The sequence below is a fragment of the Chloroflexus sp. MS-G genome (assembly GCF_000735195.1).
In the GTDB taxonomy this organism is placed as follows: domain Bacteria; phylum Chloroflexota; class Chloroflexia; order Chloroflexales; family Chloroflexaceae; genus Chloroflexus.
Window position 1 is genome coordinate 1 of the sequence record NZ_JPIM01000071.1, and the last position, 24,846, is coordinate 24,846.

Sequence of the window (24,846 nt, forward strand, 5' to 3'; positions counted from 1 at the left end):
TGTTGAGTTGCAGCTTGCGCTGCCTCCCTTCACCGAATTGACGTGGCGTCTATTGGCTATTCTCGTCATTCAGTTGTGAAGGTGCTTTTGCGGAACGAGGGAGAAAACAAAACCAGGAAAATCCAGTATTACTGAAGTTTCCTGGCGACGTCTCTGAATTGTCTTCAGCGCGTTTCGCTCGGTTTTCTCTCCACTTGTTTGGTCTGCCTCGTTACTCACGAGTGAGACCTCGTTCGTTCCAGCTCGCGTAGTATAGCATGTTGGTCGTAGGTTGTCAAGAGGGTCTTAAAAATTTTGTTTTACTGCTTTCTGAAGAGCTAAATCTTACTTTTAACTGAAGGTCATGCTTCATGATTTTGCGACATTTTCAAGCACGTGTAGTTGTGGTACGATACCACCGACTCGAATAAAAACGAGAGCGAGGTCTTATGCTTCAACTCTCGCATGTTCTCAATGGGATAACGGTCATCGAGATCGCTAGTTACATTCCAGGGCCGCTCTGTACCGCAATTCTCGCTCAACTTGGGGCGACGGTGGTAAAGATTGAGCGTCCTGGCGGCGATCCGATGCGTACCTTGCCTCCGCTGAATGCAGCGGGCGAACATCCGCTGTTCGCATTTCTAAATCGGTCGAAGCAGTTTCGTACTCTTGATCTGCGTCAACCAGCAGATCGAGCAGTGTTGAACAATTTGATTCGATCTGCCGATGTGTTGATCGACGGTTTACGCCTCGGCGCACTGGCCAAACTAGGTTTTGCCGACCACGACCTCTTGGTAATGAACCCAAGATTACTCATCGTTTCAATTAGAGGTGCTCCGAGTGGCCATCCGCGTCAGTATGAAGCGTTGCACGATCTGAACGCTCAAGCGCTGGCCGGGATTCTTGCTTCCGGTGCCGGCGTTCCACAAACTCCAGGTGTGCACGTTGCCGATATGATAAGCGGACTAATGGCATCAACAAGCGTACTGGCTGGGTTACTGTCGCGCAGTCTTTCAGGTCGCGGGGGACGCATTGAAACCTCTATGCTAACAGCCGCACGCTGGCTTAATGCTCCTGCCCTTGCCCTGGCGCTCGCCGGTCTGCAAAGTAGTGATGATACGCTGAATGGACATCTGGCTTGCTATCGTCTTTATAAGACGGCTGATGACCGCTATCTGGCAGTGGCTGCGCTAGAACCGCATTTCTGGCAACGGGTCTGTCTGGCATTAGAACGACCTGATCTTATTCCTCTTCAGTATGAACGTTCCCTTCAATCTACCCTGATAACAACCTTAGCCGATATTTTTCGCCAACGGTCATTACACGAATGGATGACCATTTTTGAACCGCTTGATGCTTGTGTCTCGCCAGTTTTGACGCCAACTGAGGCAGCACGTGATGGCCCACTCAATATCTGGTTCGGATTTGAACATCCGACTACGGCACTGGATTAATCGGCTGACCAGCAGCGAGTTGAGCAATCGCCGGTCGCAATTCGGCAAACGTAATTCCCCCTTCGTAGCGAGCTTGAATAATGCCTTGCCGGTCAACCAGGAACGTCCAGGGTTCAGTACGTAAGTTCCATTCTTTCATGGCATCGACAGTTCTGGCTTGCTGGAATGACTCGCCAAAAGGGTACGGGTAGACTTCAACGTGAATGAAATTGACCTGATCCCCGAATTCACTTTTAAGCTGTTTCAAGACAGCCATATTTGGCGCGCAGACTGCGGTCTGGCAATAGCCTGGCGTTGCAAATGAGACAACGAACGGTTTACCAGCATTTATGGCGTCGGCGATGGTCATTCGGTAAAAATCCGGATCAGGGCGTGGATCTGATGTCAGTTGATCGAGGGAAGGCACGTCGGCTGCCGTCAGATTTCGTGATGGGATTGCACGATCACCAACCATAGGTGCAAAAGCACGCTCGCTCACGTCGAGGCGAATCCGGTTTGTCTGGGTCCCATTCGGCTGTGGAACGGTAATTTCAGCTTCCCAACCACCCGCCCGATCAAACGTCGCGTAGGCAACATACAGCCCAACCGGTAGACCCTGTCCGCGATAGACAGCCTGCGTTGTGGAAACGGGTTTGGTTCGATCACCATCAGGGCCAACATAGTATAGGGTCACACCCAGAGTCAAATCTGGATCGTTGAGCGGGACACCACCTTGAAGAAGACCAAAGGGCAGACGATTAAGCCCTATCACCAGCTCAGACGCTGCAATGACGGGTGCAATTGGTAATGCGGCAGGCGTAGGGGCAGTCGCAGGTTGACCACACCCAACCATAACAATTGTTACAATGCTGACGATCAGCGTCAAAAAGAGGCGAGGGTTCAGCATAATTCTCCCCACTTATTTCAGTACATCGCGACGAAAGGTGGCACGATAGGTGGTTTCTGCAAGTTCCACAACAACAGTGATTTCCCACAAACCTTCCATCGTATACGCAGTGCGTGCCCAATAGCGACCCGAACCTTCAGGTACGGCTACCGGTCGAGTTATTCCCATCGGCATTGCCGGCATATCGAGATCGAGATAGACATTCGCATCGGATACCGGATTGCCCTGATCATCTTGCAACACAACAATAAAATCGACGGCAGTATTCATTTGCGGACGTTCAAGTGTTTCCAAGGTGATTGCCAGTCCATCAATCACCTGGGTTTCTCGTAACGGTACCGATTGACTATCACACCCTATGATTAACAATAAACTGCTTAATATACCAATGACGTGAAGCCAACGTATCATACATTGCTGTCCACCACTATGCTGGCTTGAGCACCTTCCATCAGAAATAATAGTCCTACTATTTGTACGAGATGAAAAAGGCCATTGTGATCAAACACGACACCTCCGACATGCAACTCCATGGAACTGTTTTGAATAGCAGCAGCCAGTATCGTGACGAGAATACCAAATGCGATCTTAGGAGCTCCGGGGAAGCGATAACGGTAAGCCAAATCGATGTAAATGGCCAGGGCTATGGTCATCGCCACTGTTTCATAAATGATAAATGTGAGAAAACCACGTCGAAAACGATGACTGATCCAGGCAAAAGCAGGTGCTGTACTGACGAGCACAGGTAAAACACGACGGCTAACGTTTACCCCCCAGCGATCATCTATAGCCAGCGTGATAAAAAACGAGATAATGAGCGCGAGCAGTGCATTCAAGGGTTGCCACAATCGCTCACGAGTAAATGCTGAAAGCCGTAAGCCATGAATAATTGCCCCCAGCAAACTGCTTATGACCAGTAATCCAAACGCAAGCTGCCAGAGACGAGCGCGCCAACCTCTACCCGTTCGTAAACGCCAGATAGCGCCTAATGCTGCTCCGGCCAACATCAGATCGGTCACAGCCGTTGTTTGCTCGCGTTTGTCAGTTTCGATTTGCAGCATAGAGGCTACCTCAGTCATAAAAGAGAGGTGTTGCTTTAGTGAATACGAGTGAAAACACCTTGCCAGCACACCACTGCTTCGTAGCAAACGAATTTTAGAGAACAATTTTGCGTTCAACAATCAATTTTTGACGTAAACGACGAAAAAGCGTATCATAATCGAGACGCCCTTGCGTAATTTCGTATTTATACGCCTGTAACATCCGATGAACTTCGGCATTCAGCCGATCTTCTACCTCTAGCTCATCGGTCATAATTTCACGAATGGCTGCACGTAATTCCGGATCGCTGGCTTGAAACAAGACACCCTCTGTCTCGGCTAGTACATCAACTAACATTGCTGCCAGTTGATCAATTTTTGCTGGTGAAAGTTTCATGTCCTCCTCCCTTCTCATTAAATTCGTCCCATAGCGCGAAAAGCACGACGCACTTCTGCTAATTCAGCAATCCGTTCTGGGGGGAGAGGTCGGGCACCACCAAACAAGTGCGCAGCGAGCAGGGTGCGAGCGCAATGCTCGATCTGCTCCATACGATGAAACGCCTGAAGTAGGCTCGAACCGTAGGTAAGTGCGCCGTGATACGCCAGAAGAATTGCGTCGTGATCGGCGACAAATGGGGCAATTGCTGCACCCATTTCGGTTGTTCCAGTACGTGCATATGGCGCCGTTGGAATCGGTCCCAGGGCAATCAACGCTTCTGGTAAGATCGGTTCGGCCAGACTGACCCCAGCCAGTGTTGCGCCTACCGCCGTTGGCGGGTGGGCATGCACACAAGCCATAACATCGGGGCGATGACGATAGACAAAGAGGTGCAGATATCGTTCTGAAGATGGCTGTCGTTCTGGTGAACCACGGATCAATTGACCATCATGATCAATGACGACCAGGTCTTCAGGGTTTAACATCCCCTTGGCTAATCCTGCCGGGGTAATGAGGATCGAACCATCAGGGAGGCGAGCAGATAAGTTTCCATCACCGGCCACGATTAAGCCACGCTCGTAGAGTAAACGACCACAAAGCACCATCTCGGCACGCAACGCAGCTTCAATATCAGCATAAGAATTAATTGTCATAGCGTTTCTGTTGGCTCTGTTGGCGCAAACGGAAGAATAAGAACGCAGCGACAATCCACCCAGACCAGGCTAATAGTGGTCGACTGAAGCGCATGATCAGCATGACAATGAAAAGCAATATACGCAAGCTATTGACGAGGAGACGTTTGGTGACATCTGGACGCGGAACGACCGTCCAATCGATTTGATTAAGACGTGGCAGTAAACCGCGTTCAACACATCCTTCCAGTGAAAAGAGATAAATTGTATCTGTATGATGGGCAGCCAGTTGGAGATCCCGTTCGAGCGCATCCCATGTCAATGGTGGAAGGTCTTCAGCACTACTGGCTCGTACCGTACTACCAACGATACATCCCACGCCAATAGCATCAGCAGCGGGACCGTAACTGTCGATCAGGGCACCACCCAGATCATTGCCTAACTGACTGATCGGGATACTGCTGAAACAAAGTAATACTTCGACATCAGCCGGCAGATCGACAATGTCAAGAGCACGCTGAAGGGTTGTCGTCGCTGCCCGCCGATCATCGACAATCAATGGCAATTGGTATGTATGCACTTCGTAGCCGTCATGGTGTATTTCAGCAATAAGATCCATGTAGGCTGCACGGGCACTCTCGTAGAGAACATTTTCGTGGGCCAGCCAGATTCGACGGGCAATGTCGCGAATTCCACGTCGCCGACTGGCAATCACTTCAGCTAGCGGCGGTTCGATGTCAAGACCAATAGCCTGAAATTGCACATGATGGTTAATGGCCCACTGCCGTACCGAACGATAACGTTCGATAGCTTGGGGATAGTTCTGAAGATTGAACCAAAAGCCCTCTTCAGCCGGTAAGAGTAGCCATGCAATTACCGGAATATGATGCTTGTTCAGGATTGCAATCGCCTGGGCTGTCTCTGTAGCGAGGTTGTGAAGAGCAACGGCAACACCGTATCCTCCGGTTGCCAGAAATGAGAGCAATCCTGGTGTAGCTAGCAACTCTAACAGAGACGGCCCTTCCAATTCACAGAAGAAGATGATCTGTGGCCGCCCTAAGACAGGTGGTATTCCAACTGGCAGTGATGTCGTTTGCACAATTGCATTATAGCACTCTCAATTGCAACCAATAACCAGTTTTGGATGCTGTCGCCAGTATTGCGTTGCCTGTTCAAATGCATGAGCTAATTGTAACACTTCCAGATCGGCTCTCGAACGTCCGATGATCTGGATACCGACCGGTAAGCCATCACGAGTAAAGCCGGCGGGTACGGAAATAGCCGGTACATTGCAAACCGATATATAGTAACACGATCGCATCCATTCAATATAATTACTCATTGGTACACCGTTAATCTCGGTGATATACGGTTGTTCAACCGGGAACGGTGGTACTTGACTCACTGGTGCCACAATAAATTCATACGTTTGCATAAAATCGTATAAGCGGCCGAGCAGCGCAGCGTGGAGTCGCATGGCGCGACCGACTTGCGGCCCACTTAAAGCACGTCCGGCTTCAATGTTCCAGATAACTGTGTCTTTCATCCGATGTCGTTCACGGTCGAGCAACTCGCCGAGCGTTAGTTCATAGCGGAAAGCCCGCATGACCTGAAAGATTTCATCTGCATCGTGTAAATCGGGTGTTGCCTCCTCAACACGGCAACCGAGCTGGATGAAAATATCACGTTTGGCTGCAAGCACTTCACTGACGCGAGGATCAACCGGCAACCCACCCAGATCAGGACTCCAGGCAATGCGTACACCACGAAAGTCTCGTTCGAGCGACTGCGTAAACAGAGTGGCCGGTTCGCTGATCGAGAGTGGCGCCCGTGGATCTGGACCGGCAATGGCCTGTAACATCAACGCAATATCGGCCACGGTACGAGCCATAGGGCCATCAACCGCAAAGGGCAGAAAAGGCGTTGGATCGGGCCAGACCGGTACTCTGCCTGGTGAAGGGCGAAAACCGACGACATTGCAATAACCGGCCGGATTACGTAATGAGCCACCGAGGTCACTGCCATCGGCAATTGCTATCATACCGCAGGCCAGTGCGACAGCAGCACCACCGCTACTGCCGCCACAAGTTTTGCTCAGATCGTAGGGATTGCGGGTCGGGCCAAAGATCGGGTTAAAGGTTTGCGAACCGGCACCGAACTCTGGCGTATTTGTCTTGCCCAGGGTGACTGCACCTGCTGCTTTCAGACGAGCAACAATCAGCGCATCAAAATCAGGGACAAAATCGGCAAAGATCGGTGAACCATACGTTGTACGCATGCCTTTGGTCTCGGCCAGATCTTTATGGGCTATCGGTAAGCCTGCCAATGGGCCAGGGTCTTCACCGCGATCTAGTGCCTCGTCAATTGCCCGCGCCCGTGCCTGTGCACCGTCGATGTCGAGCGTGACAATAGCATTCACCTGTGGATTCACATCTGCGATGCGTTGCAGATGAGCGGCTAACACCTCGCTTGCTGAAACGGTACGCTGACGAATTAAGCGGGCGATCTCAGTTGCAGGTTGAAGACACACATCAGTATCGGACATACGCCTTATCTCCAATACTATCGATTGATTGATGATGTCATTCTATCAGAGCATTGTTCGCGTAGCGTATCAGATAGGAAGCTGTGTAAAAAGTGAACAGGCTCCTACAACCTGCGGATGCAACAAACAATGAAAATGCGTAATTGGCACAGTGACGCAATAGAAGTTTCAGAGCCTGAACTGTAGAGAACGCTTGACATCCCCGCACCATCTTCTCAACTCGCTTCCGTGCCCACATGGAAGGCGGAAGCAGGAGATTGAAATGCGCTAGAGTGATACACACAGCGCAATGCTTTTGTGCTGAGAACACTGCAAAGCCCCATGTTACCGAACAGGGGATATTCAAGCACAAGCTAAGCGTGGTACAATGAAATGAAACACGAGTGACATGCAAAATGACACGTGTGACGACAATGAAACGTCTTATCATTCTCTTTAGCCTGATGTTCAGTTTGACGGTTGCCGCGTGTAGCAATGCGACAACGACTATCCAGCCGCTCGTGGTGGGTGAAACACCCATAGCTTCAGAAAGCCGTCTTATTGATGCACGACCTGATTGGGCAGCTATTCCCGGTGAAATGGCGCCTGATTTCAGTTATACGCTAGCGGATGGGACTCATAAATTGAGCGATTTACGAGGAAAACTGGTTATTGTCAATTTCTGGGCAAGCTGGTGTCTACCGTGCGTGGAAGAGATGCCAACTCTCGATGCAGCACGCCGCACAAACCCCGATCTGGTCATCCTGGCGGTGAATCGTAACGAGTCAACCGAGGCGATCAGCGCCTTTGCACCAAAAGTCGGAGTAAGTTTCCCGTTGATCACCGACCGTGACGGTGCAATCGGTGAACGCTACGGAGTGGTTAATCTGCCAACCACGTTCTTCATCAATCGTGATGGAACGATTGCTGTGCGTCACGTCGGGGCGCTAACCGCCGAGCGATTGGCCGAACGACTAGCGGAGGTACGATGAGCGAGTACACTCCAGACGATATTCTGCGCATGGCCCAGGAGCGTATAGCTGCGCGTAAGGTAGCGACTAGACGCTCATTACCGTGGGGAGCGATCTTTCTCGGCAGCTTTAGCGCCTTGTTGTTGGCATTGCTGTTTAGTCCGGGGATGCCGCTGGAATGGAAGATGTACGCAGTAGTGCATGGTATCTGCGCTCAGCAACACAACATCTTTGTCGGCGGACTACAATTTCCACTCTGCGCCAGAAACAGCGGTATTTACCTGAGCTTTATGTTGACATTTATCTATTTGTACGCGATAGGGCGGGGACGGGCTGGCAAACTTCCTCCATGGCATATCTCTCTTACGCTGTTGGCGTTTGTCGGGATTATGGCCGTTGATGGATTCAATTCACTCTTGCTCGATTTAGGCTTACCCAACTGGTATCAGCCGGATAATTTCTTACGCACGCTTACCGGCATGGGAATGGGGATCACTATCGCAACAATGCTGCACATTGTGCTCAACAATACCCTGCGCCAAAACGTTGATCCGCAACAACCGGTCTTTTCCCGCTGGTCAGAATTGCTCGGCATTATCGCAGTAGACTTGCTGGCACTGGCGGCGATCTACGGTAATCTGGGCATTACGTTCTGGCCACTGGCTTTTCTCGCCTTTTTCGGCATTCTTGGCGTGCTCTATCTGGTTTGTTTGCTCTTGACAAGTCTGTTCATGGGTTATGAAGGGAAAGTGACCCATCTGCGGCAACTTGCTCAACCGGCAACGATTGCGCTTATTCCAACCCTTTTGATTGCCGGCGTGATGTCGTGGCTCCGTTTTTGGATGGAGAGCATGGGACTGATCTTGTGATGTGGCCGACATCGAACTGTACCTTTTGCCCTGTTCCTTTAGATGTAATACATTACTGCACCATCCCTGCTCCGTTTGCGTTGACAGAGATCATCAAGGGTGATTGCGGCGAGCCGACGCTCAACAGTCGTTCGTATCTCACTCCAGACCTCATCGATAACCATGCGATCAACCGGCTCTGTGGGCTGAAGATCGTCACGACCGCCTTCGGTAGGTAAGATGGGGCCTTCCAGAACCGTCAGCACTTCTAGCAGTGTGATTGTTTCGGGTGAACGAGCAAGGAGATGACCACCCTGTGGCCCGCGCAGACTTTCGACTAACCCTGCTCGCCGTAAGGTGATCAGCAGTTGATTGAGGTAGTTGACCGGAATACCCTGACGGCTGGCAATGGCTTCGCTCTGGATCGGCCCCTCGCCGTAGTGCTGTGCGAGATCGAACAATGCTCGCAGTCCGTAATCACCTTTGCTTGAGATGCGCATCTTTGCCTCCCAATAGTCAAGTAGATCGCTTAACAATTGTAGCAATAAGCTGGTAATGCGTCAATGTACCATTTGCTCAGATCAAAAACCAGAGAAGTGAGAGGAAGCGGCTGTAAAAAGTGAGGTGTCCGGTCGCGTACCGCTCACTCACGGCAATGCTTCTGCCCACTGCCAGAAGCGCTGCATCGCGGAGACGAAGGCAAACCGGTAACGTTGCTTCGCACTTCCCAACAAACAGCAACTTATGGTATGATAAGAGCATTCCATGACGCAGTGCGTCTAAGGGTTTCGTCGGAACCACCTAGCGAACCCGACTTGTGCGTCGATCCGTGTATGGCGCGTTTACCTGGATAACGTGCCGTCTCGAATGGTCAAGGAGGACCCAATGACCTACCAGATCAAGCGCGTTGGCGTAATTGGCGCCGGTACCATGGGTGCGGCAATTGCTGCACTGGTGGCCGGCACCGGTATCCCGGTCGTATTGCTCGATGTTCCCCCAACGTCACTCACCGCCGAAGAAGAAGCCAAAGGGCTGACCCTCGATCACCCACAGGTTCGCAATCGGATTGTGCAACAAGGGTTTGAGCGCATGCGCAAGGCTCGTCCATCCAATCTGTACAGCGAGCGGAGCGCCGAACTTATCATGTTAGGTAATACCGAGGACGATTTTCATCGGTTGGCCGAATGTGATTGGATCGTTGAAGCGATTGTCGAGCAGATCGGCCCTAAACAAGCCCTCATGGCCCGTCTCGAAACGATACGCAAACCAACCGCTATTGTCACCACAAACACCTCTGGTATTCCTATCCGTATCATTGCAGAAGGACGCAGCGAAGCATTTCGCCGCCACTTCTTCGGGAGCCACTTCTTCAATCCTCCGCGTTACCTGCGCTTGCTCGAAATCATTCCCGGTGATGATGCCGACCCGGTCGTCGTAGCCGCTTTCCGCCGGTTTGCCGAAGAACGTCTGGGCAAAGGGGTGGTCATGTGCAAAGATCGTCCTAACTTTATCGGCAACCGAATCTTTGTATACGCCGGGCAGGTCCTGCTCAATTACACCATACAGCACGGTTATCAGGTAGAAGAGGTCGATGCGCTCACCGGCCCACTTATTGGGCGCCCCAACACTGCCACCTTCCGATTACTCGACCAGGTCGGCATTGACGTAATGGCCTACGTTGCCGGTAATCTGTACGAGGCCATTCCCGACGACGAGAGTCGTGAGGTCTACCGCCAGAACGATCTCACCCAAAAACTGGTGGCAGCAGGGAAATTGGGGAAGAAAGTCGGACAGGGCTTTTACAAGGAGGTTAAGCGTGATGGCAAGCGTGAATTCTGGCCGCTTGATCTACAGACCCTCGAGTATGTACCGCCGCAAGGTACTGCAACTGTCGATGAATTGGTAGCAGCAGCCCGCAAAATCAAATCACTCCCCGAACGGCTGCGCTATATTCTCGGTCAGGCTGAAGAAGGCGATCGCGGGGCCAAGCTGGTTGCGGCAGCGATCTATCCGATGATGGCTTACGCTGCGCGTCGGCTGCCAGAGATTGCCGACAGCGTCGCCGATGTAGATAACGCGATGCGTTGGGGGTTTGCCCACGAACAAGGGCCATTCCAGCTCTGGCAGGCGATGGGTATCGCCGAAACGGCCAACCGTATGCGTGCATTTGGCGAGAGCCTTCCAGCCTGGGTCGATCAACTGATTGCCGCTGAGGGCAAGTTCTACGGCGAAGTGAACGGAACACCGGCAGCGTACAATGTTGCTACCGGCAAGCTCGAACCGATTGCTCGTGATCCAAGAGCGATTGATCTGGCGGCGTTGAAAGCTGCCGGACGTGAAGTGCATGGAAACGAGAGCGCCAGTGTCATCGATCTCGGTGATGGTGTGCTGTGCTTCGAGTTGCACTCGAAGGCGAATACAATTGGTGGTCAAGTCATCGAGATGTTGATTAAGGCTCTCGATGAGTTGGAGCAAGGGCCATGGGTCGGGATGGTCGTCGGCAATCAGGGTCCTCGTTTCTCTGCCGGTCTTGATCTCAATGATGTTGGCGCTGCTGTCATGACCGGCGCCTGGGACGATATTGACGAGTATGCAGCGCTGGTTCAGCAGACGTTCCGTCGCATGCGTGATAGCGCCAAACCGATTGTAAGTGCGCCGTTTGGGCAGACGCTAGGCGGTGGTGTTGAACTTGCGATGCACAGCTCGGCCTCGGTTGCCGCTGCTGAAACCTATATGGGCTTTGTCGAATTCGGAGTGGGTGTTATTCCAGCATGGGGTGGCTGTACCGAGATGAATCGACGGTTTATCGCAGCAGCCGTCCGCAACGGTGGTGATCCGCTTAAGGCTTTCCAGCATGTTTTTGAGACGATTGCGCTGGCAAAAGTTGCGACTAGCGCTCATGAAGCGAAAGAATTGGGCCTGCTCCGTCCGACTGATCGCATCGTCTTTAATCCAGATTATCTGATCGGCGAAGCCAAGCGTGAGGTCTTGCGTCTAGTTGCAGAAGGGTATACGCCAGCTATCACTGCCAAACCGTGCTATGCACTTGGTCGCGATGGATTGGCAGCAGCGCGCATTGCAATTTACCAGATGCGCGAAGGCGGTTTTGCCACGCCCTACGATGCGGTTATCGCCGAAAAACTCGCCTATGTGTTGTGCGGCGGGGAACTAACAAGTCCACAGTGGGTTGATGATGTTTACCTGCATTCACTGGAACGGGCAATGGTGCTCGAACTCCTGAAGGATCCACGGACACAGGCGCGTGCTCGTCATATGCTCGAACACGGTAAACCGCTACGGAATTAAACACCATCGAACAACAGCAATCGAAGGGTAAGGGACGATTGTGTGCTCCGCGGTACGGCGCGGAGCCGGTGGTTAGCATCATAGCAGCGCTCACGATAAACGAAGGAGTATCACAATGCGTGAGGCAGTCATTGTTTCTGGAGTACGGACAGCCGTCGGGAAAGCCGGTCGTGGTGCATTGCGTACCGTTCGGCCCGATGATCTGGCAGCAATCGTGGTGAAAGCGGCCATCGAACGGGCTGCAATCGATCCGGCACTGGTAGAAGACGTGATCATGGGCTGTGCAATGCCTGAAGGTGAGCAGGGCTTGAATGTCGCTCGCATCGCCGCTCAGCGTGCCGGTCTTCCTGATAGTGTATGTGGAGTAACGGTCAACCGCTTCTGTGCCTCGGGGTTACAGACTATCGCAATGGCCGCTTATCAGATCATGTCAGGCCAGAGCGAGGTTGTTGTCGCGGGTGGCACCGAGAGTATGAGTATGGTCCCCATGAGTGGGAATAAGTTTTCGCCCAACCCTTATCTAGCCCAACACGATCCGGCAGTCTATCTGAGCATGGGTCTCACGGCTGAAAAGGTGGCCCAACGCTTTGAAATTGACCGCGCCGAGCAGGATGCCTTTGCCCTGCGTTCTCACCAGCGGGCACTGGCAGCACAAGCTGCCGGCCTGTTTGACCGCAGTATCGTGCCGGTTGAAGTTGAGCAGGTCGAGATTGGTCCAGACGGTCGGCCACAACGACGAGTTCAGGTCTTTGATCGCGACGAAGGGCCGCGTGCCGACACATCGATGGAAGCACTGGCGAAATTGAAACCGGTCTTTGCCGCAGAGGGAACCGTTACTGCCGGTAATTCTTCGCAGATGAGTGACGGCGCGGCAGCCGTTGTCGTGATGAGCGCCGAGCGGGCTGCCGAATTGGGATTGAAGCCTCGCGCACGCTTTGTCAGTTTTGCAGTCGGTGGGGTCGAACCGGAAGTGATGGGTATCGGGCCGGTTGTCGCCATCCCCAAGGCACTGAAACTGGCAGGCCTCAACCTTGCCGATATTGATCTGATCGAACTGAACGAAGCCTTTGCCGCCCAATCCATCGCCGTTATTCGCCGACTCGAACTCGACGAAGAACGGGTTAACGTCAACGGCGGAGCAATTGCCCTCGGTCATCCGCTTGGTTGTACTGGCGCTAAATTAACGGTACAACTCCTCGATGAACTCGAGCGCCGCGGTGGTCGGTACGGTATGGTGACAATGTGTATTGGTGGTGGGATGGGCGCAGCCGGCATTTTTGAGCGGATCAGCTAACTGAGTCGCTCAAGCCACTTCTGCAAGCATATCAGTCAAGCGCCTTTCAAGGTTTTTCCTGCCAAGCAGTGTTGACAGACGAGCGAGGTGAGAGGGGGAATAAGCGGGGAGGGAGGTTCCTTCCCTGCTTCAGATTCCTCCTCTTTCCTTTTGGACGAGGAAAGAAACTGTGGGAGAGTGAGGAACTCTGAACGGGAGCGCGAAAAGAGTGAGCGGAGAGCCGCTGACGAACGTTATGTACTGCATGGATCCACGATGTCGCCTGGGAGGGCGGGCCGCTGGCCCGCGTTTGTGGTATGTGGAATCTCCATTGCCTGACGCATTCGTACATTATCATTCCTAAGAGTATGATCAAAAACCTGGACGGTTGATGCGGTTCTCCAAGGGCATTCCAAACGATAGGTACCGGATCGTTGCGGATGAGAACCGTTGGCAGGCAGGGCATGCGTCGCCCTTCCGCGATGGCAAGAGTGTTCAACGTGTTACGTACCAGTGCTGCAACGTACGGCTGGCGCTTCCTCACCTTCCCCTTGCCCCCTTCCTCTCCTACCCGGGGAGAGGAAGGGAGAACGTGGGGTGACTGACGAGAACGAACGTTGGTCTGCGCATGTATATGGTCGGATATGCACAGTACGAACTTCATGCGAAACCCGGGTTTTTGATCATGCTCCAAGACCGCTCGCCAGCGGCATCCCTAAGCCCCCGCTCGCGAGGCGGGCGAACCTGCCCCTCTCTTCGCCATCACCATAACCGGCCAGGGAAAAACGTTGAAAACCGCTACAATTCCTGGCGGTTATCGTGCTGTAACCCACCTATATATAATAAACCCTTGAAATCACCAGTTGATCAGCATATTCTTTCCGGGAAGTGACGAATGTATTCCTTTTGTGGCAATACATCAGGCCGTTTGGTCAGGTGATTTGCGGTATACTAACGATAGCAACGTGTTGTCATGTGCTGTCGCAAGGAGTAAGGTCATGGCGCACGACACCCAAAATACGACGACGGAGTCGGCAGAGCCTCCACGCTTGTTTGATATGTTTGCCCCGTCAACATACGCTGAGTGGCGAGCAGCAGCAGAAAAAACCTTAAAGGGCGTACCGTTCGAGAAGCGTCTGATTACCAAGACCTACGAGCAGATTCTGCTCCAGCCGATCTATAATGCCGAAGATATTGCCGATCTCCCGCATCTTGAGTCACTCCCCGGTTTTGCGCCTTTTGTCCGCGATACCCGCACATTAGGGCCGGTTTGTGAACGCTGGCAGGTGGCGCAGGAATTACCGTACCCTACCGCGACCGAAGTGAATCAAGCAGCGCATGCCGATCTCCCGCGTGGGTTAACGACGCTCAACGTACCACTCGACCAGGCGACACGGCAGGGGATCGATCCTGATGTCGCCGCTCCTAGTCACGTTGGCGCAGGTGGGCTTTCGCTTGCCACACTTGATGACGCCAGACGGTTGTGCGATCGGCTCGATCTCGATCATCTGCCATTGCTGATCAATACCGGCTCGCAAGTATTGCCGGTTGTAGGATTACTCCTGGCTGTCGCCGAAGAGCGCGGACTGACTCCTGCACGGTGGCAGGGCACACTTGGCGCCGATCCACTCGGTGCGCTGGCAGCCGATGGCTCATTGCCCGCATCACTCGACCGCTGTTACGACGGACTGGCTGAATGGACACGGTGGGCGTTGACACATACGCCCCGACTACGCACTATCGTTGTCAGTACGCACGTGTACCATAACAGCGGTGCCAATGTAGTGCAAGAACTGGGATGCGCCCTGGCGACGGGCGTTGCTTATTTGCGGGCAATGCAAGAGCGTGGCTTGACGGTCGATGATGTTGCACCGCGGATGCAGTTTGCCTGTTCAGTTGGATCGCAATTCTTTCTCGAAATTGCCCGGTTACGAGCAGCTCGTATGCTTTGGGCACGAATCGTTGCTGCTTTCGACGGCAATGAGGTAGCCCAACGCATGAATATCCACGCACGGACTTCAGCGTGGACCAAAACACGGTATGATGTATACAATAACATGCTCCGTGCAACCGGTGAGGCTATGGCTGCCGTGATGGGAGGAGCCCAAAGCCTGCATATCAGCCACTTCGATGAGGCTTGGGGCTTGCCAGACGAATTCTCGCGCCGAATTGCCCGTAACCTACACATCATTCTGCAAGAGGAATGTAACTTCTTCCGCTTGATCGATCCACCCGGTGGTTCGTGGGCCATCGAGAAACTTACCGACGAGATTGCAGCCAAAGCCTGGGCGTTTTTCCAGGAGATTGAGCGGCACGGCGGCATGGCAGCCGCCTTACAGGCCGGGAAGCCTCAAGAAGCGATTGCGGCGACACGGAGCGAACGCTTTACGGCAATTGCACATCGTCGTGAAGTGATCGTCGGTGTGAATATGTATCCCAATCTTCAGGAAAAATTACCGGACATTCGTCAGATCGATCATCTTCAGTTACATACGGCCCGCGCCGTTGATCTGCGTCATGCACGCGAGATTCGCGATGCCGATGCCTGTCAAACTGCCCTGACCGAACTTGCACAGCAACGCACGGTAGCCGCCGTCCTGGCAGCAGTACGGGCAGGAGCAACCCTGGGTGAGCTGAGCTGTGCGCTGGCCGCAGCCGACACGGCCGCACCGCAGGTCGAACCACTTCCAGCGCATCGGGCCGCCGAACAATTTGAAGCCTTACGAGCAACTGCCGATGCTTACACTGCCCGTACCGGTCAGCGACCAGCCGTTTTCCTCGCCAATATGGGGCCGATCAGCCAACATAAGGCTCGCGCCGACTTCGCCACTGGCTTTTTCAACGCTGGTGGTTTCGCGGTAATCGGTAATGACGGTTTCGCCAGTGTTGAGGAAGCAGCAGCGGCTGCGCTGGCATCTGGTGCCGGGATCGTAACAATCTGTTCGACAGATGAAACCTATCCCGATATTGTGCCGGCACTCACCCACGCTATCAAATCGCAAAGTCCAACCACAACGGTAGTGCTGGCGGGCTACCCCACCGATCTGATCGATATGTATCGTGCTGCCGGAGTTGATGAATTTATCCACCTGCGTGCCAACTGCTACGAGATTCTGGCTCGGCTGCAACACTTGAAAGGAGTGGTCGCGTGAAAAACCCCGATTTTACGACCATGTCGTACCGCGATATATGGCCTGTGCCGACGCTGAGTCAGTGGCAGGAACGGGCCGAACAAGAGGCGGGCCAACCGCTGAGTGAGCTGGTCTGGCACACGATGGAACAGATCGATGTGCGACCGCTCTACACTGCTGCTGACCTGACTGGTCTCGAACATCTAGGTTTTACTGCCGGTCTTCCCCCCTATCTGCGTGGGCCATACCCAACCATGTACGTCACTCAGCCATGGACAATCCGCCAGTACGCCGGATTTTCAACTGCGGAAGCGAGTAATGCCTTCTACCGGCGTAACCTTGCTGCCGGTCAAAAGGGGTTATCGGTTGCCTTTGATCTGGCGACTCATCGCGGTTACGACTCTGACCATCCGCGGGTTGTTGGTGATGTCGGCAAGGCAGGGGTTGCTATCGACTCGGTGCTCGATATGAAAATTTTGTTCGATGGCATCCCGCTCGATCAGATGTCGGTCTCGATGACAATGAATGGGGCCGTGATCCCCATTATGGCCTTCTATATTGTTGCTGCCGAAGAGCAGGGAGTACGCCCAGAACAGCTTACCGGTACGATCCAAAACGACATCTTGAAAGAGTATATGGTGCGCAATACGTATATCTATCCCCCTGAACCATCGATGCGCATCATTGCCGACATCTTTGCCTACACGGCCAAACACATGCCCAAGTTCAACAGCATCAGCATTTCGGGCTACCATATGCAAGAGGCGGGTGCCACCGCCGACCTTGAGCTAGCTTACACGCTGGCCGATGGTCTGGAGTATGTACGTGCCGGTTTGAAAGCAGGACTGGCAATCGATACCTTCGCCCCCCGTCTCTCGTTCTTCTGGGCAATCGGCATGAATTATTTCATGGAGATTGCCAAGATGCGTGCGGCACGTTTGCTCTGGGCGAAGATTATCAAACAGTTCAATCCCCAAGATCCGCGCTCGATGGCGCTGCGCACTCATTGCCAGACTTCAGGCTGGAGCCTGACCGAACAAGACCCGTTCAACAACGTTGCCCGCACGTGCATCGAAGCAATGGCTGCCGCTCTCGGTCATACTCAGTCGTTGCACACCAATGCGCTTGATGAGGCAATCGCGCTGCCAACCGACTTCTCGGCCCGTATTGCACGTAATACGCAGTTGTATCTCCAGGAAGAGACCGGTATTTGCAAGATCATTGATCCGTGGGGAGGTTCGTACTACCTCGAATGGCTCACCGATGCGCTTGCCCGCCGGGCCTGGGCGCACATTCAGGAAGTCGAAGAGCTGGGCGGTATGGCTAAAGCTATCGAGGCCGGCCTACCCAAACTACGAATTGAAGAGGCAGCAGCCCGTCGGCAAGCACGCATCGACTCAGGGCGCGAGACGATTGTTGGCGTCAATAAATATCGCCTCGATTACGAAGCGCCGATTGAGATTCTGGAAGTCGATAATACCGCCGTGCGCCAGAAGCAGATCGAACGCTTGCAAAAACTACGGGCTGAACGTGATGAGGCACGAGTGCAGGCAACATTAAATGAGCTAACGCGGGTTGCAGCTTCTGGTGAGGGTAATTTGTTAGAGGCAGCAATCGAAGCAGCGCGGGCCCGTGCTACGCTGGGTGAAATTTCGCTGGCGATGGAAAAGGTCTTTGGGCGTTTCAAGGCTGAGATTCGTGCTGTATCGGGTGTATACAGTAGCGAATATAGTGATGTCGAGCAGATACACCATGTGCGGGCGATGGCCGATGCCTTTGCCGCTATCGAAGGACGCCGACCGCGTATTCTGGTTGCGAAAATCGGTCAGGACGGCCACGACCGGGGGGCAAAAGTCGTCGCAACTGCGTTTGCCGATCTAGGTTTCGATGTGGATATTGGTTCCCTCTTCCAAACCCCAGAAGAAGTGGCGCGCCAGGCAGTGGAAAATGATGTGCACGTAGTCGGCATCAGTTCATTGGCCGGCGGTCACAAAACTCTTTTACCGCAACTGGTCGAAGAGTTGCGCAAACTAGGTCGTGAGGACATTATGGTGGTGATTGGTGGTATTATCCCGCCGCAAGACTATGAGTTTCTCCGTGCTCATGGCGCAGCCCTAATCTTTGGTCCTGGTACCATTATTCCAATAGCTGCTGAAAAATTGCTGCGCGAGTTGCAACGGCGACTTCATGGTGATAGTGTCGCCGCCCCGGCGTCGTGAGGAGAGGTAAAGAAGTATCATGACCAGCGAGCATCGGCCTACCACTTCTGAAGAATTGCCATTTGCGCTATCGGTATTGGCCGGAATAGCTAGCCGTCACGATGGTTTGCCCGGTAGCGCTCCTCCTGCATCAACCCCACCCGGCGGACCACGTCGTCGGCAGTTGACGGTTGAGGAATACGTTGCCGGTGTACGTAACGGAGATCGAACTATTCTGGCCCGTGCTATTACCCTGATCGAGAGCAATGCCCCAGCTCATATTGCACAGGCTCAAGAGGTATTGCGTGCGCTGTTACCCTTCACGGGTCATTCACTGCGAGTAGGCATTACTGGCGTGCCCGGAGTTGGCAAGAGCACCTTTATCGAGGCACTCGGTACCATGCTCTGTGAACGAGGTCATCGAGTCGCAGTGCTGGCCATCGATCCCTCTAGCAGCATTTCACGTGGCAGTATTCTGGGTGATAAGACCCGTATGGAACGGCTGGCACGACATCCTAATGCCTACATTCGTCCCTCACCGAGTGGCGGTAGTCTAGGGGGGGTAGCCCGTAAAACACGCGAGACGCTGTTGCTGTGCGAAGCTGCCGGTTTTGACATCATTCTGGTCGAGACAGTCGGGGTTGGTCAGAGCGAAACTGCTGTACGCGGCATGGTTGACTTCTTCTTGCTGTTGATGCTGGCAGGCGCCGGTGATGAACTGCAAGGGATCAAAAAAGGTGTCATTGAGTTAGCCGATGCGCTCTTGATCACCAAAGCAGACGGTGACAATCGACAACGGGCATTAGCTGCCCAGGCTGAATATCGCCACGCGCTACGCTACCTTACTCCGGCTACACCGGGCTGGAAACCACCGGTACGGACATGCTCGGCGCTCACCGGCGCCGGTATCGCCGAAATCTGGCAGGAGATTGAGCGATTCCGTGATGAACTAACTGCCAGTGGTGTATTCGCCAATCGCCGTCGTGAGCAGGCGCGCGATTGGTTGTACACATTAATCGATGAACAATTACGAACGCTGTTCTTTGCTCATCCGATCGTGCGTGAGCGTCTGCCGACCCTTGAACAGGCGGTCGTTGAGGGTACGCTGCCAGTTGTCAGTGCAGTCCAGCAACTGATTGCCGCGCTCGGTGAGGTGCAGGCGGGGAAAACGGCTTAGTGCCTATCCGGAGTACCCTGTCGCAGAAGAAGAACGGTCGGGGCGCAGCGGCGCTACGCCCGTACCTCTATTATCAGGTTTCATCCGCTGTATTGTGAGACGATCATTCGGATAGGTGCCAAACAAGGAAAGACGGGTTAGGAAGTCGCCCTTAAGGATGTGCTGATGAGTCTCGCGCTGGCTATTCCCACCACGTAGCAGACAGAGATGATAGAGGTACGAGGAAGGAGAGGTATATCGAGCTATTATCGGCACAGATGGGCACTGCGAATTAGGTTCAGATCCGGCCGGTTTATTCTTCACAATCAGCGCAGTAAAAAGCCTCTCATTGAGAGCAGTTCTTTGATCCCTTGTACGACAGAGGTAAAGATGTAATACTTCTTGATACTTTCATTATGGGCAGATGGCGCCAAGAAAACTCTCTATCTGTGAGCTAGATCAAGATATTGATGAACGAACAAACGTGTTGCTGTCGTAGCAGTCGTTACCCCTGCGTAGATGGTGACCAGGGACAGGCATTCGATACTGTAACTACCATAACTGTCTCACCGAGTGCAGTTGCAGCCGCAAACGCCGCACGCAGTGCTTCCCATACTGTCATTTCATCACCAGCGATTAGAGTACTCATCGCACCTGGTTGCACATCCAAGCCGCGATCACGCCAGATCGCTAGCGCCGTATCAATAGCCGGGCCAAGGTGCTGCTGTCGCAAGGGGTAAATACTGACCTGCGCTGTCAGACCACCAGATGTGAATGACAATTCTTTATTCACCATGAATTCACTCCTTATTATTATGAGAATATTTTACTGTGAAAAAAGCACACGCATTCCGATAAAAGCACCCAGCGGTAGCTGCGAATAATACCACCACAAACCGGGAAGCAATGTGGTGCGCCACGTCGTCTGAGGGTTGTGGAGAGACAACACCTTGTGGGCCAGGTGTTCAAGCTCAAATGGAGAGTAAAAACGTGCAATCTGCCAGACCGGCAAACCACTACGTTTTCGCTTCCAGGCCATTGGATGCCAGCGGTTGAGTACACCTAAGACGATCCCGTGGCGAGTGACACGCGCTGCTTCTTGCAACGCACGTTCAGGATGTGGCAGAAACTCAAGTGCAGTAATGAGTAGCACCCCATCGAAGGTATCATCAGAGAAAGGCAGTGCTTCCGCATCGGCACGTACCAGGTACACACCGCCACGGCGACTAGCTTCAGCAATCATAGGCGCAGACAGATCCACACCTGTAACATGATACCCTGCCGAGGCCAACCAGCGCGCAAAGTGACCGGTTCCGACACCGATCTCTAACAGTCTCTGCGCCTGTGGTAGCCCCGACAGTAACCATCGGATCAAACGACGCTCGGCGATGTCGGCAGAACGTCCGTCGGTCTCGTACCAGGTTTCATAACCGGCAACCAGTTCGGGGTTATCAAAAGGATTAACCCAGTTTTCAACCGTCACAGCCTTACCTCTATGCACATGTAAAGACGCGGATATTTTTCTAAGTTGCCTTGATTGCTAGTTCAAGTTCGTACAGATGAGTGCAATGAGCGCTGCGTGTACCTTCAGTTCAACCCCGGCATTGGGACGTGCGTCAAGCCGCTCAATGCCCATCGTCTCCAGGTGACGGTTGACCGTCTCAATCGGATGACGATACGCGCGCACTTCGATGGCGTCCATACCCCAGGCGTGTGGACGCATGGTCGCCCAGCGCACCTGTACGGGCGCAGCGCCGCTGCGCACCCCCGTCTCCGCCAGGATGCTGGCCTCATCAGCCGCGCTCTTGGAGGCTGTATCGCCCAACCGCCGCGCCCCGGCGGGCAGGCCAGACGCACCCCTGCGGGCAGCATCGGAACGCGCACGGGCACGCCATCCGGACGGCAGACCAGATGCACACGCCATTCAACGAACGTCTCCCGTTTCGCCGCGCACTACCCGTAGCATGCGCGCCCGCGCACCTTCCGCCAGCGCCGGGCGCGCACGCGACGGCAGACTGGCAGGGGGAGGCTATCGATAATGAACCCGTCGCCCGTGGCGACGCTCCCCCGACGTTCGCAGGAATCCAGGCCATCCAATCGGCGCGCTGATGCAGACGACGATGGACGCGTGCGACGCTGATCCGCCCCAACCGAGAGCCGCACCCGTGCATGATCTGCACCGCCCGTTCGTGATGACCGCCAACATCCGTGGCGGCGACGACGGCAATCGTCAGAATCTCGGAGTCGGGGACCTGCGCCCGCCCATCACGGCGCTGCCCCAGGTGTTCCATCAGCGTGTCGATCACGACAACAGCAGGTATCATCCAATAGGCGTCCATCGGCTCCTCCTGGCGATGATGGTGGTTTGGCACCCGCGATCGTGCCAGTGGTGTCGGTGGTCGTCAACTGGCAATCAAGGTAAACTGCGTAAGCAAAGCTTATTAGGAGATAAACATCTATAATTGGTTCAACCTTTATGGGAATTGCTAGAAATCCGCTCCTACCGCACGAGCCGTGGGGCTGAAGCCCTTGGCCAGGCAAGGCGAAGCCCGCCGGCGCGGGCGAGAGCGGAGTATTTCTTCAAAGTCCATGTGAGGTGCGCTGCGCCCCCGCGCCCCCTGTACGGGCGCAGCAGCGCTGTGCTCCCCGTATGCGCTGCGTGCCGTCGGGCTAAAGTCCTCGGCTATGCAAGGCGAAGCCCACCGGCGCGGGCTATTCCAGACAAAACTCCACCCGCGTTGCTCCGTCGTATCCGTGCCGATCCGTGTTCTATTCCAGCTTCTGGGGCAAAGCCTGTCTGCGCATAACGCGAACTCCAACGGCAACCCCATCGACCATCAACCATTGGCTATCGGCTACGATCAGTCCTCGGCTGTGCAAGGCGAAGCCCGCCTGTACGGGCTATGGCGGATTATGTATTTAAAGACCAGCATAGCAGCGCGCGGCTCCGCCTCCCGTCCCGATGCACGGCGCATCTCCGTTCGGAGCGCATCAGTGCACCATGTCCAGGTCCCGTCCTGCCGCCGGCGACGAACGGAAGAATAGACCGTCTGCCGTGGCGGGATGTCGTGAGGAAGCATCCGGCAGGCGAACCCACGTGACAGGACGGAGACGATAGCACGCACCATCCCGCGGGAGGAATGCACCCGATAGCGCCCCTGAAGTGGAGATGTGGATGGTCATCCCGTCTCTGTCGCCAAAGGGCAGCCTCAGGTTCTGGAGCCGGACTCTAGCTTGACTTCTAGTACGCGATAGTGTATAACGGTGCTCATGGAAAACACCATGCGCACAGGGAAAGCCGCAACACTCCTTGGTGTCTCGGTCAAGACGTTGCAGCGTTGGGAACGCGAAGGAAGGCTGATTCCGGTGGCCCGAACGGACAGCAACCGCCGTCTCTCCCCTGAGACGCAGATCCGTGAGGTCATCGGTTTGCGGCAGGCGAACCATGCGCCAACCACGCTGGTCGCCTCCTGTCGGGTATCGCGTGCAGCACAGCAGCCGGACCTGGCGAATCAGCGCAACGTGCTGGAAGAGGTCGTGGTGGCGAAGGGATTGGCGGGGGTCGAGTGTATCGAGGAAGTGGGCGGCGGGCTGAACGTCACGCGCAAGCGGTTTCTGGCCCGTATGGACGAGATCGGGCGACGGGACGTCACGATGCTGATCCTCGCGCACCGGGACCGCCTCACCCGTTTCGGCGTTGCGTGGTTCGAACATGACGCCAAAACCCATGGCTGCGCAGTGCTGGTGCTCACCCAGGAACGGCTGTCTCCCGAACCGGAAATGGTGCAAGACGTGATGACCATCGTGCACGGTTGTTCGTCTCGGCGATACGGTGTGAGGAACGATCGAAAGCAGGTGGATGCAGCGCTGAAACAGGATGCACATGGCGTCAAACAGGCCCAACCATGCAACGAACCCACACGATCGCTCTTTGCCCGACTCCTGAGCAGGTGGATTACTTCAAGCGCGCCTGCGGCACGGCCCGGCGCGTCTGGAACTGGGCGCTCAATGAATGGAACAAACAATACGCAGCAGGCGGCAAGCCGAACGCAATGGCGCTCAAAAAGCAGTTCAACGCCATCACATACACCGACCCACAGTGGCTCGACGAAAACGGACGGCCGTGGTTGCGAGACATTCACCGGGACGCACACGCCCAGCCGTTTGCCCATCTCGCCAAAGCCTGGGAAAGATTCTTCACCGACCTCAAGGCTGGCAAAGAGGCGCACGCACCGCGCTTCAAGAAAAAGGGGCGCTGCCGCGACAGCTTTTACGTAGCCAACGACAAGTTCCGTCTGGACGGCAAGACGATCCGCCTGCCCAAGATCGGCGAAGTCGCCATGACCGAGGAACTGCGCTTCAAAGGAAAGATACTGGGCGCGACGGTCTCGCGCACCGCAGATCGTTGGTTTGTGGCAATACAGGTCGAAGTGCCCGATGCGCAATGCTATCGGCGTCGCACCTCCCATGAGGTCAATGGCATCGACTTGGGCGTTAAGGCTGCCGCAACGATCTCCAGCGGCGAAGTCATCGCAGCGCCAAAGCCGCTCAACGCAGCGCTGCGTCGCCTCAAGATTCGCAGTCGGCGTCTCAGCCGCAAGCTGGAAGCCGCCAAAGAGATGGCGGGGTTTGGACGCCATGCCCGCCTGCCCAAAGGAACGCGCCTGCCGGTATCGAACAACCGGCGAACGTCCGCTGCGACATTGGCAAGGCTCCATGCCCGCCTTGCCAATCTCCGAGCGGACTTTACTCATAAGCTCACGACCCGACTCTGCCGCGAAAACCAAGCGGTAGTGATCGAGGATGTAAACGTCAAGGGGATGCTCGCGAACGAGAGACTCGCCCGCGCCATCTCTGACGTTGGCTTTGGTGTGTTCCGCTCGCAGGTGGAATACAAGGCGAAACGCTACGGTACTCATCTCATCATCGCCGATCGCTGGTATCCAAGTAGCCGACTCTGTTTCAAGTGTGGCTGGAAGAACGAGGCGCTGACGTTGAGCGATCGAGAA

The 24,846-nt window shown here is 54.4% G+C and carries 20 protein-coding genes and 2 pseudogenes; 10 read left to right on the forward strand and 12 right to left on the reverse strand.

Going from position 1 to position 24,846, the window contains the following annotated elements; translation table 11 throughout:
- Positions 1 to 428: 428 nt before the first annotated feature.
- Positions 429 to 1,433 carry a CaiB/BaiF CoA transferase family protein gene (locus tag JE47_RS0113190; RefSeq protein ID WP_051871153.1) on the forward strand — a complete coding sequence of 335 codons (1,005 nt, stop codon included), beginning with the start codon at positions 429 to 431 and terminating at the stop codon, positions 1,431 to 1,433.
- Here the strand turns inward: JE47_RS0113190 and JE47_RS0113195 are convergent.
- The 7 genes from JE47_RS0113195 to JE47_RS0113225 all read right to left on the reverse strand — a co-directional run bounded on the left by JE47_RS0113195 (position 1,417) and on the right by JE47_RS0113225 (position 6,975).
- The gene (locus tag JE47_RS0113195; RefSeq protein WP_031460217.1) at positions 1,417 to 2,319 is read right to left on the reverse strand and encodes a TlpA family protein disulfide reductase; all 903 of its coding nucleotides are present in this window, start codon (positions 2,317 to 2,319) and stop codon (positions 1,417 to 1,419) included. The two genes, JE47_RS0113190 and JE47_RS0113195, sit on opposite strands and share 17 nt — an antisense overlap.
- Before the next feature lie 12 nt (positions 2,320 to 2,331).
- Complete coding sequence (locus JE47_RS0113200) at positions 2,332 to 2,730, reverse strand: FixH family protein (RefSeq protein WP_031460218.1); 399 nt, start codon at positions 2,728 to 2,730, stop codon at positions 2,332 to 2,334.
- On the reverse strand, positions 2,727 to 3,380 hold the full coding sequence (locus JE47_RS0113205; RefSeq protein WP_031460219.1) for a DUF6962 family protein: 654 nt from the start codon (positions 3,378 to 3,380) through the stop codon (positions 2,727 to 2,729). Before JE47_RS0113205 ends, JE47_RS0113200 begins: the two co-directional genes overlap by 4 nt.
- Before the next feature lie 94 nt (positions 3,381 to 3,474).
- A complete protein-coding gene (locus JE47_RS0113210) occupies positions 3,475 to 3,756 on the reverse strand; it encodes a DUF507 family protein (protein WP_031460220.1) in 282 nt (93 codons plus the stop codon).
- A gap of 17 nt (positions 3,757 to 3,773) precedes the next feature.
- The gene (locus tag JE47_RS0113215; protein WP_031460221.1) at positions 3,774 to 4,451 is read right to left on the reverse strand and encodes a class II aldolase/adducin family protein; all 678 of its coding nucleotides are present in this window, start codon (positions 4,449 to 4,451) and stop codon (positions 3,774 to 3,776) included.
- A complete protein-coding gene (locus tag JE47_RS0113220; protein ID WP_031460222.1) occupies positions 4,441 to 5,529 on the reverse strand; it encodes a hypothetical protein in 1,089 nt (362 codons plus the stop codon). Before JE47_RS0113220 ends, JE47_RS0113215 begins: the two co-directional genes overlap by 11 nt.
- A gap of 18 nt (positions 5,530 to 5,547) precedes the next feature.
- On the reverse strand, positions 5,548 to 6,975 hold the full coding sequence (locus tag JE47_RS0113225) for an amidase (RefSeq protein WP_031460223.1): 1,428 nt from the start codon (positions 6,973 to 6,975) through the stop codon (positions 5,548 to 5,550).
- Positions 6,976 to 7,388: 413 nt separating this feature from the next.
- Here JE47_RS0113225 and JE47_RS0113230 point away from each other — a divergent pair, with 413 nt between their 5' ends.
- Both JE47_RS0113230 and JE47_RS0113235 read left to right on the forward strand, forming a co-directional pair.
- Entirely contained in the window at positions 7,389 to 7,946 is a 558-nt protein-coding gene (locus tag JE47_RS0113230; protein WP_051871154.1) for a TlpA family protein disulfide reductase, read from the forward strand.
- Positions 7,943 to 8,794 carry a DUF2085 domain-containing protein gene (locus JE47_RS0113235; protein WP_031460225.1) on the forward strand — a complete coding sequence of 284 codons (852 nt, stop codon included), beginning with the start codon at positions 7,943 to 7,945 and terminating at the stop codon, positions 8,792 to 8,794. Before JE47_RS0113230 ends, JE47_RS0113235 begins: the two co-directional genes overlap by 4 nt.
- Before the next feature lie 38 nt (positions 8,795 to 8,832).
- On the opposite strand, the gene JE47_RS0113240 is transcribed toward JE47_RS0113235, so the two are convergent.
- The gene (locus JE47_RS0113240) at positions 8,833 to 9,273 is read right to left on the reverse strand and encodes an RrF2 family transcriptional regulator (RefSeq protein WP_031460226.1); all 441 of its coding nucleotides are present in this window, start codon (positions 9,271 to 9,273) and stop codon (positions 8,833 to 8,835) included.
- Positions 9,274 to 9,658: 385 nt separating this feature from the next.
- Between JE47_RS0113240 and JE47_RS0113245 the strand changes: the two genes are divergently transcribed.
- The 5 genes from JE47_RS0113245 (at position 9,659) to meaB (ending at position 19,858) form a co-directional block, all read left to right on the forward strand.
- Positions 9,659 to 12,079 carry a 3-hydroxyacyl-CoA dehydrogenase/enoyl-CoA hydratase family protein gene (locus tag JE47_RS0113245; protein WP_031460227.1) on the forward strand — a complete coding sequence of 807 codons (2,421 nt, stop codon included), beginning with the start codon at positions 9,659 to 9,661 and terminating at the stop codon, positions 12,077 to 12,079.
- Positions 12,080 to 12,194: 115 nt separating this feature from the next.
- Complete coding sequence (locus JE47_RS0113250; RefSeq protein ID WP_031460228.1) at positions 12,195 to 13,373, forward strand: thiolase family protein; 1,179 nt, start codon at positions 12,195 to 12,197, stop codon at positions 13,371 to 13,373.
- Between the two features lie 977 nt (positions 13,374 to 14,350).
- Positions 14,351 to 16,504, forward strand: coding sequence for a methylmalonyl-CoA mutase family protein (locus tag JE47_RS0113255; protein WP_031460229.1), 2,154 nt, complete (start codon positions 14,351 to 14,353; stop codon positions 16,502 to 16,504).
- Positions 16,501 to 18,702, forward strand: coding sequence for a methylmalonyl-CoA mutase (scpA, locus tag JE47_RS0113260; protein WP_031460230.1), 2,202 nt, complete (start codon positions 16,501 to 16,503; stop codon positions 18,700 to 18,702). The genes JE47_RS0113255 and scpA overlap by 4 nt, the downstream gene beginning before the upstream one ends.
- 19 nt (positions 18,703 to 18,721) lie before the next feature.
- On the forward strand, positions 18,722 to 19,858 hold the full coding sequence (gene meaB / locus JE47_RS0113265; protein ID WP_031460231.1) for a methylmalonyl Co-A mutase-associated GTPase MeaB: 1,137 nt from the start codon (positions 18,722 to 18,724) through the stop codon (positions 19,856 to 19,858).
- A 484-nt stretch (positions 19,859 to 20,342) separates the two neighbouring features.
- On the opposite strand, the gene JE47_RS0113270 is transcribed toward meaB, so the two are convergent.
- The 4 genes and pseudogenes from JE47_RS0113270 to JE47_RS22535 all read right to left on the reverse strand — a co-directional run.
- On the reverse strand, positions 20,343 to 20,633 hold the full coding sequence (locus JE47_RS0113270; protein WP_031460232.1) for a YkoF family thiamine/hydroxymethylpyrimidine-binding protein: 291 nt from the start codon (positions 20,631 to 20,633) through the stop codon (positions 20,343 to 20,345).
- Positions 20,634 to 20,663: 30 nt separating this feature from the next.
- Positions 20,664 to 21,320 carry a class I SAM-dependent methyltransferase gene (locus JE47_RS0113275; protein ID WP_031460233.1) on the reverse strand — a complete coding sequence of 219 codons (657 nt, stop codon included), beginning with the start codon at positions 21,318 to 21,320 and terminating at the stop codon, positions 20,664 to 20,666.
- Positions 21,321 to 21,377: 57 nt separating this feature from the next.
- Positions 21,378 to 21,761 (reverse strand): hypothetical protein, encoded by a 384-nt coding sequence (locus tag JE47_RS0113280; RefSeq protein WP_031460234.1) that lies wholly within the window; start codon positions 21,759 to 21,761, stop codon positions 21,378 to 21,380.
- Positions 21,762 to 22,698: 937 nt separating this feature from the next.
- Positions 22,699 to 22,989 (reverse strand): annotated as a pseudogene (locus JE47_RS22535) (transposase); the annotation flags it as partial.
- Between the two features lie 118 nt (positions 22,990 to 23,107).
- Here JE47_RS22535 and JE47_RS22540 point away from each other — a divergent pair.
- Positions 23,108 to 23,749: pseudogene (locus JE47_RS22540) on the forward strand (IS607 family transposase); the annotation flags it as partial.
- On the forward strand, positions 23,743 to 24,846 hold a 1,104-nt coding region (locus tag JE47_RS0113295), incomplete at its 3' end, for an RNA-guided endonuclease InsQ/TnpB family protein (RefSeq protein ID WP_031460237.1). The pseudogene JE47_RS22540 and the gene JE47_RS0113295, both read left to right, overlap by 7 nt.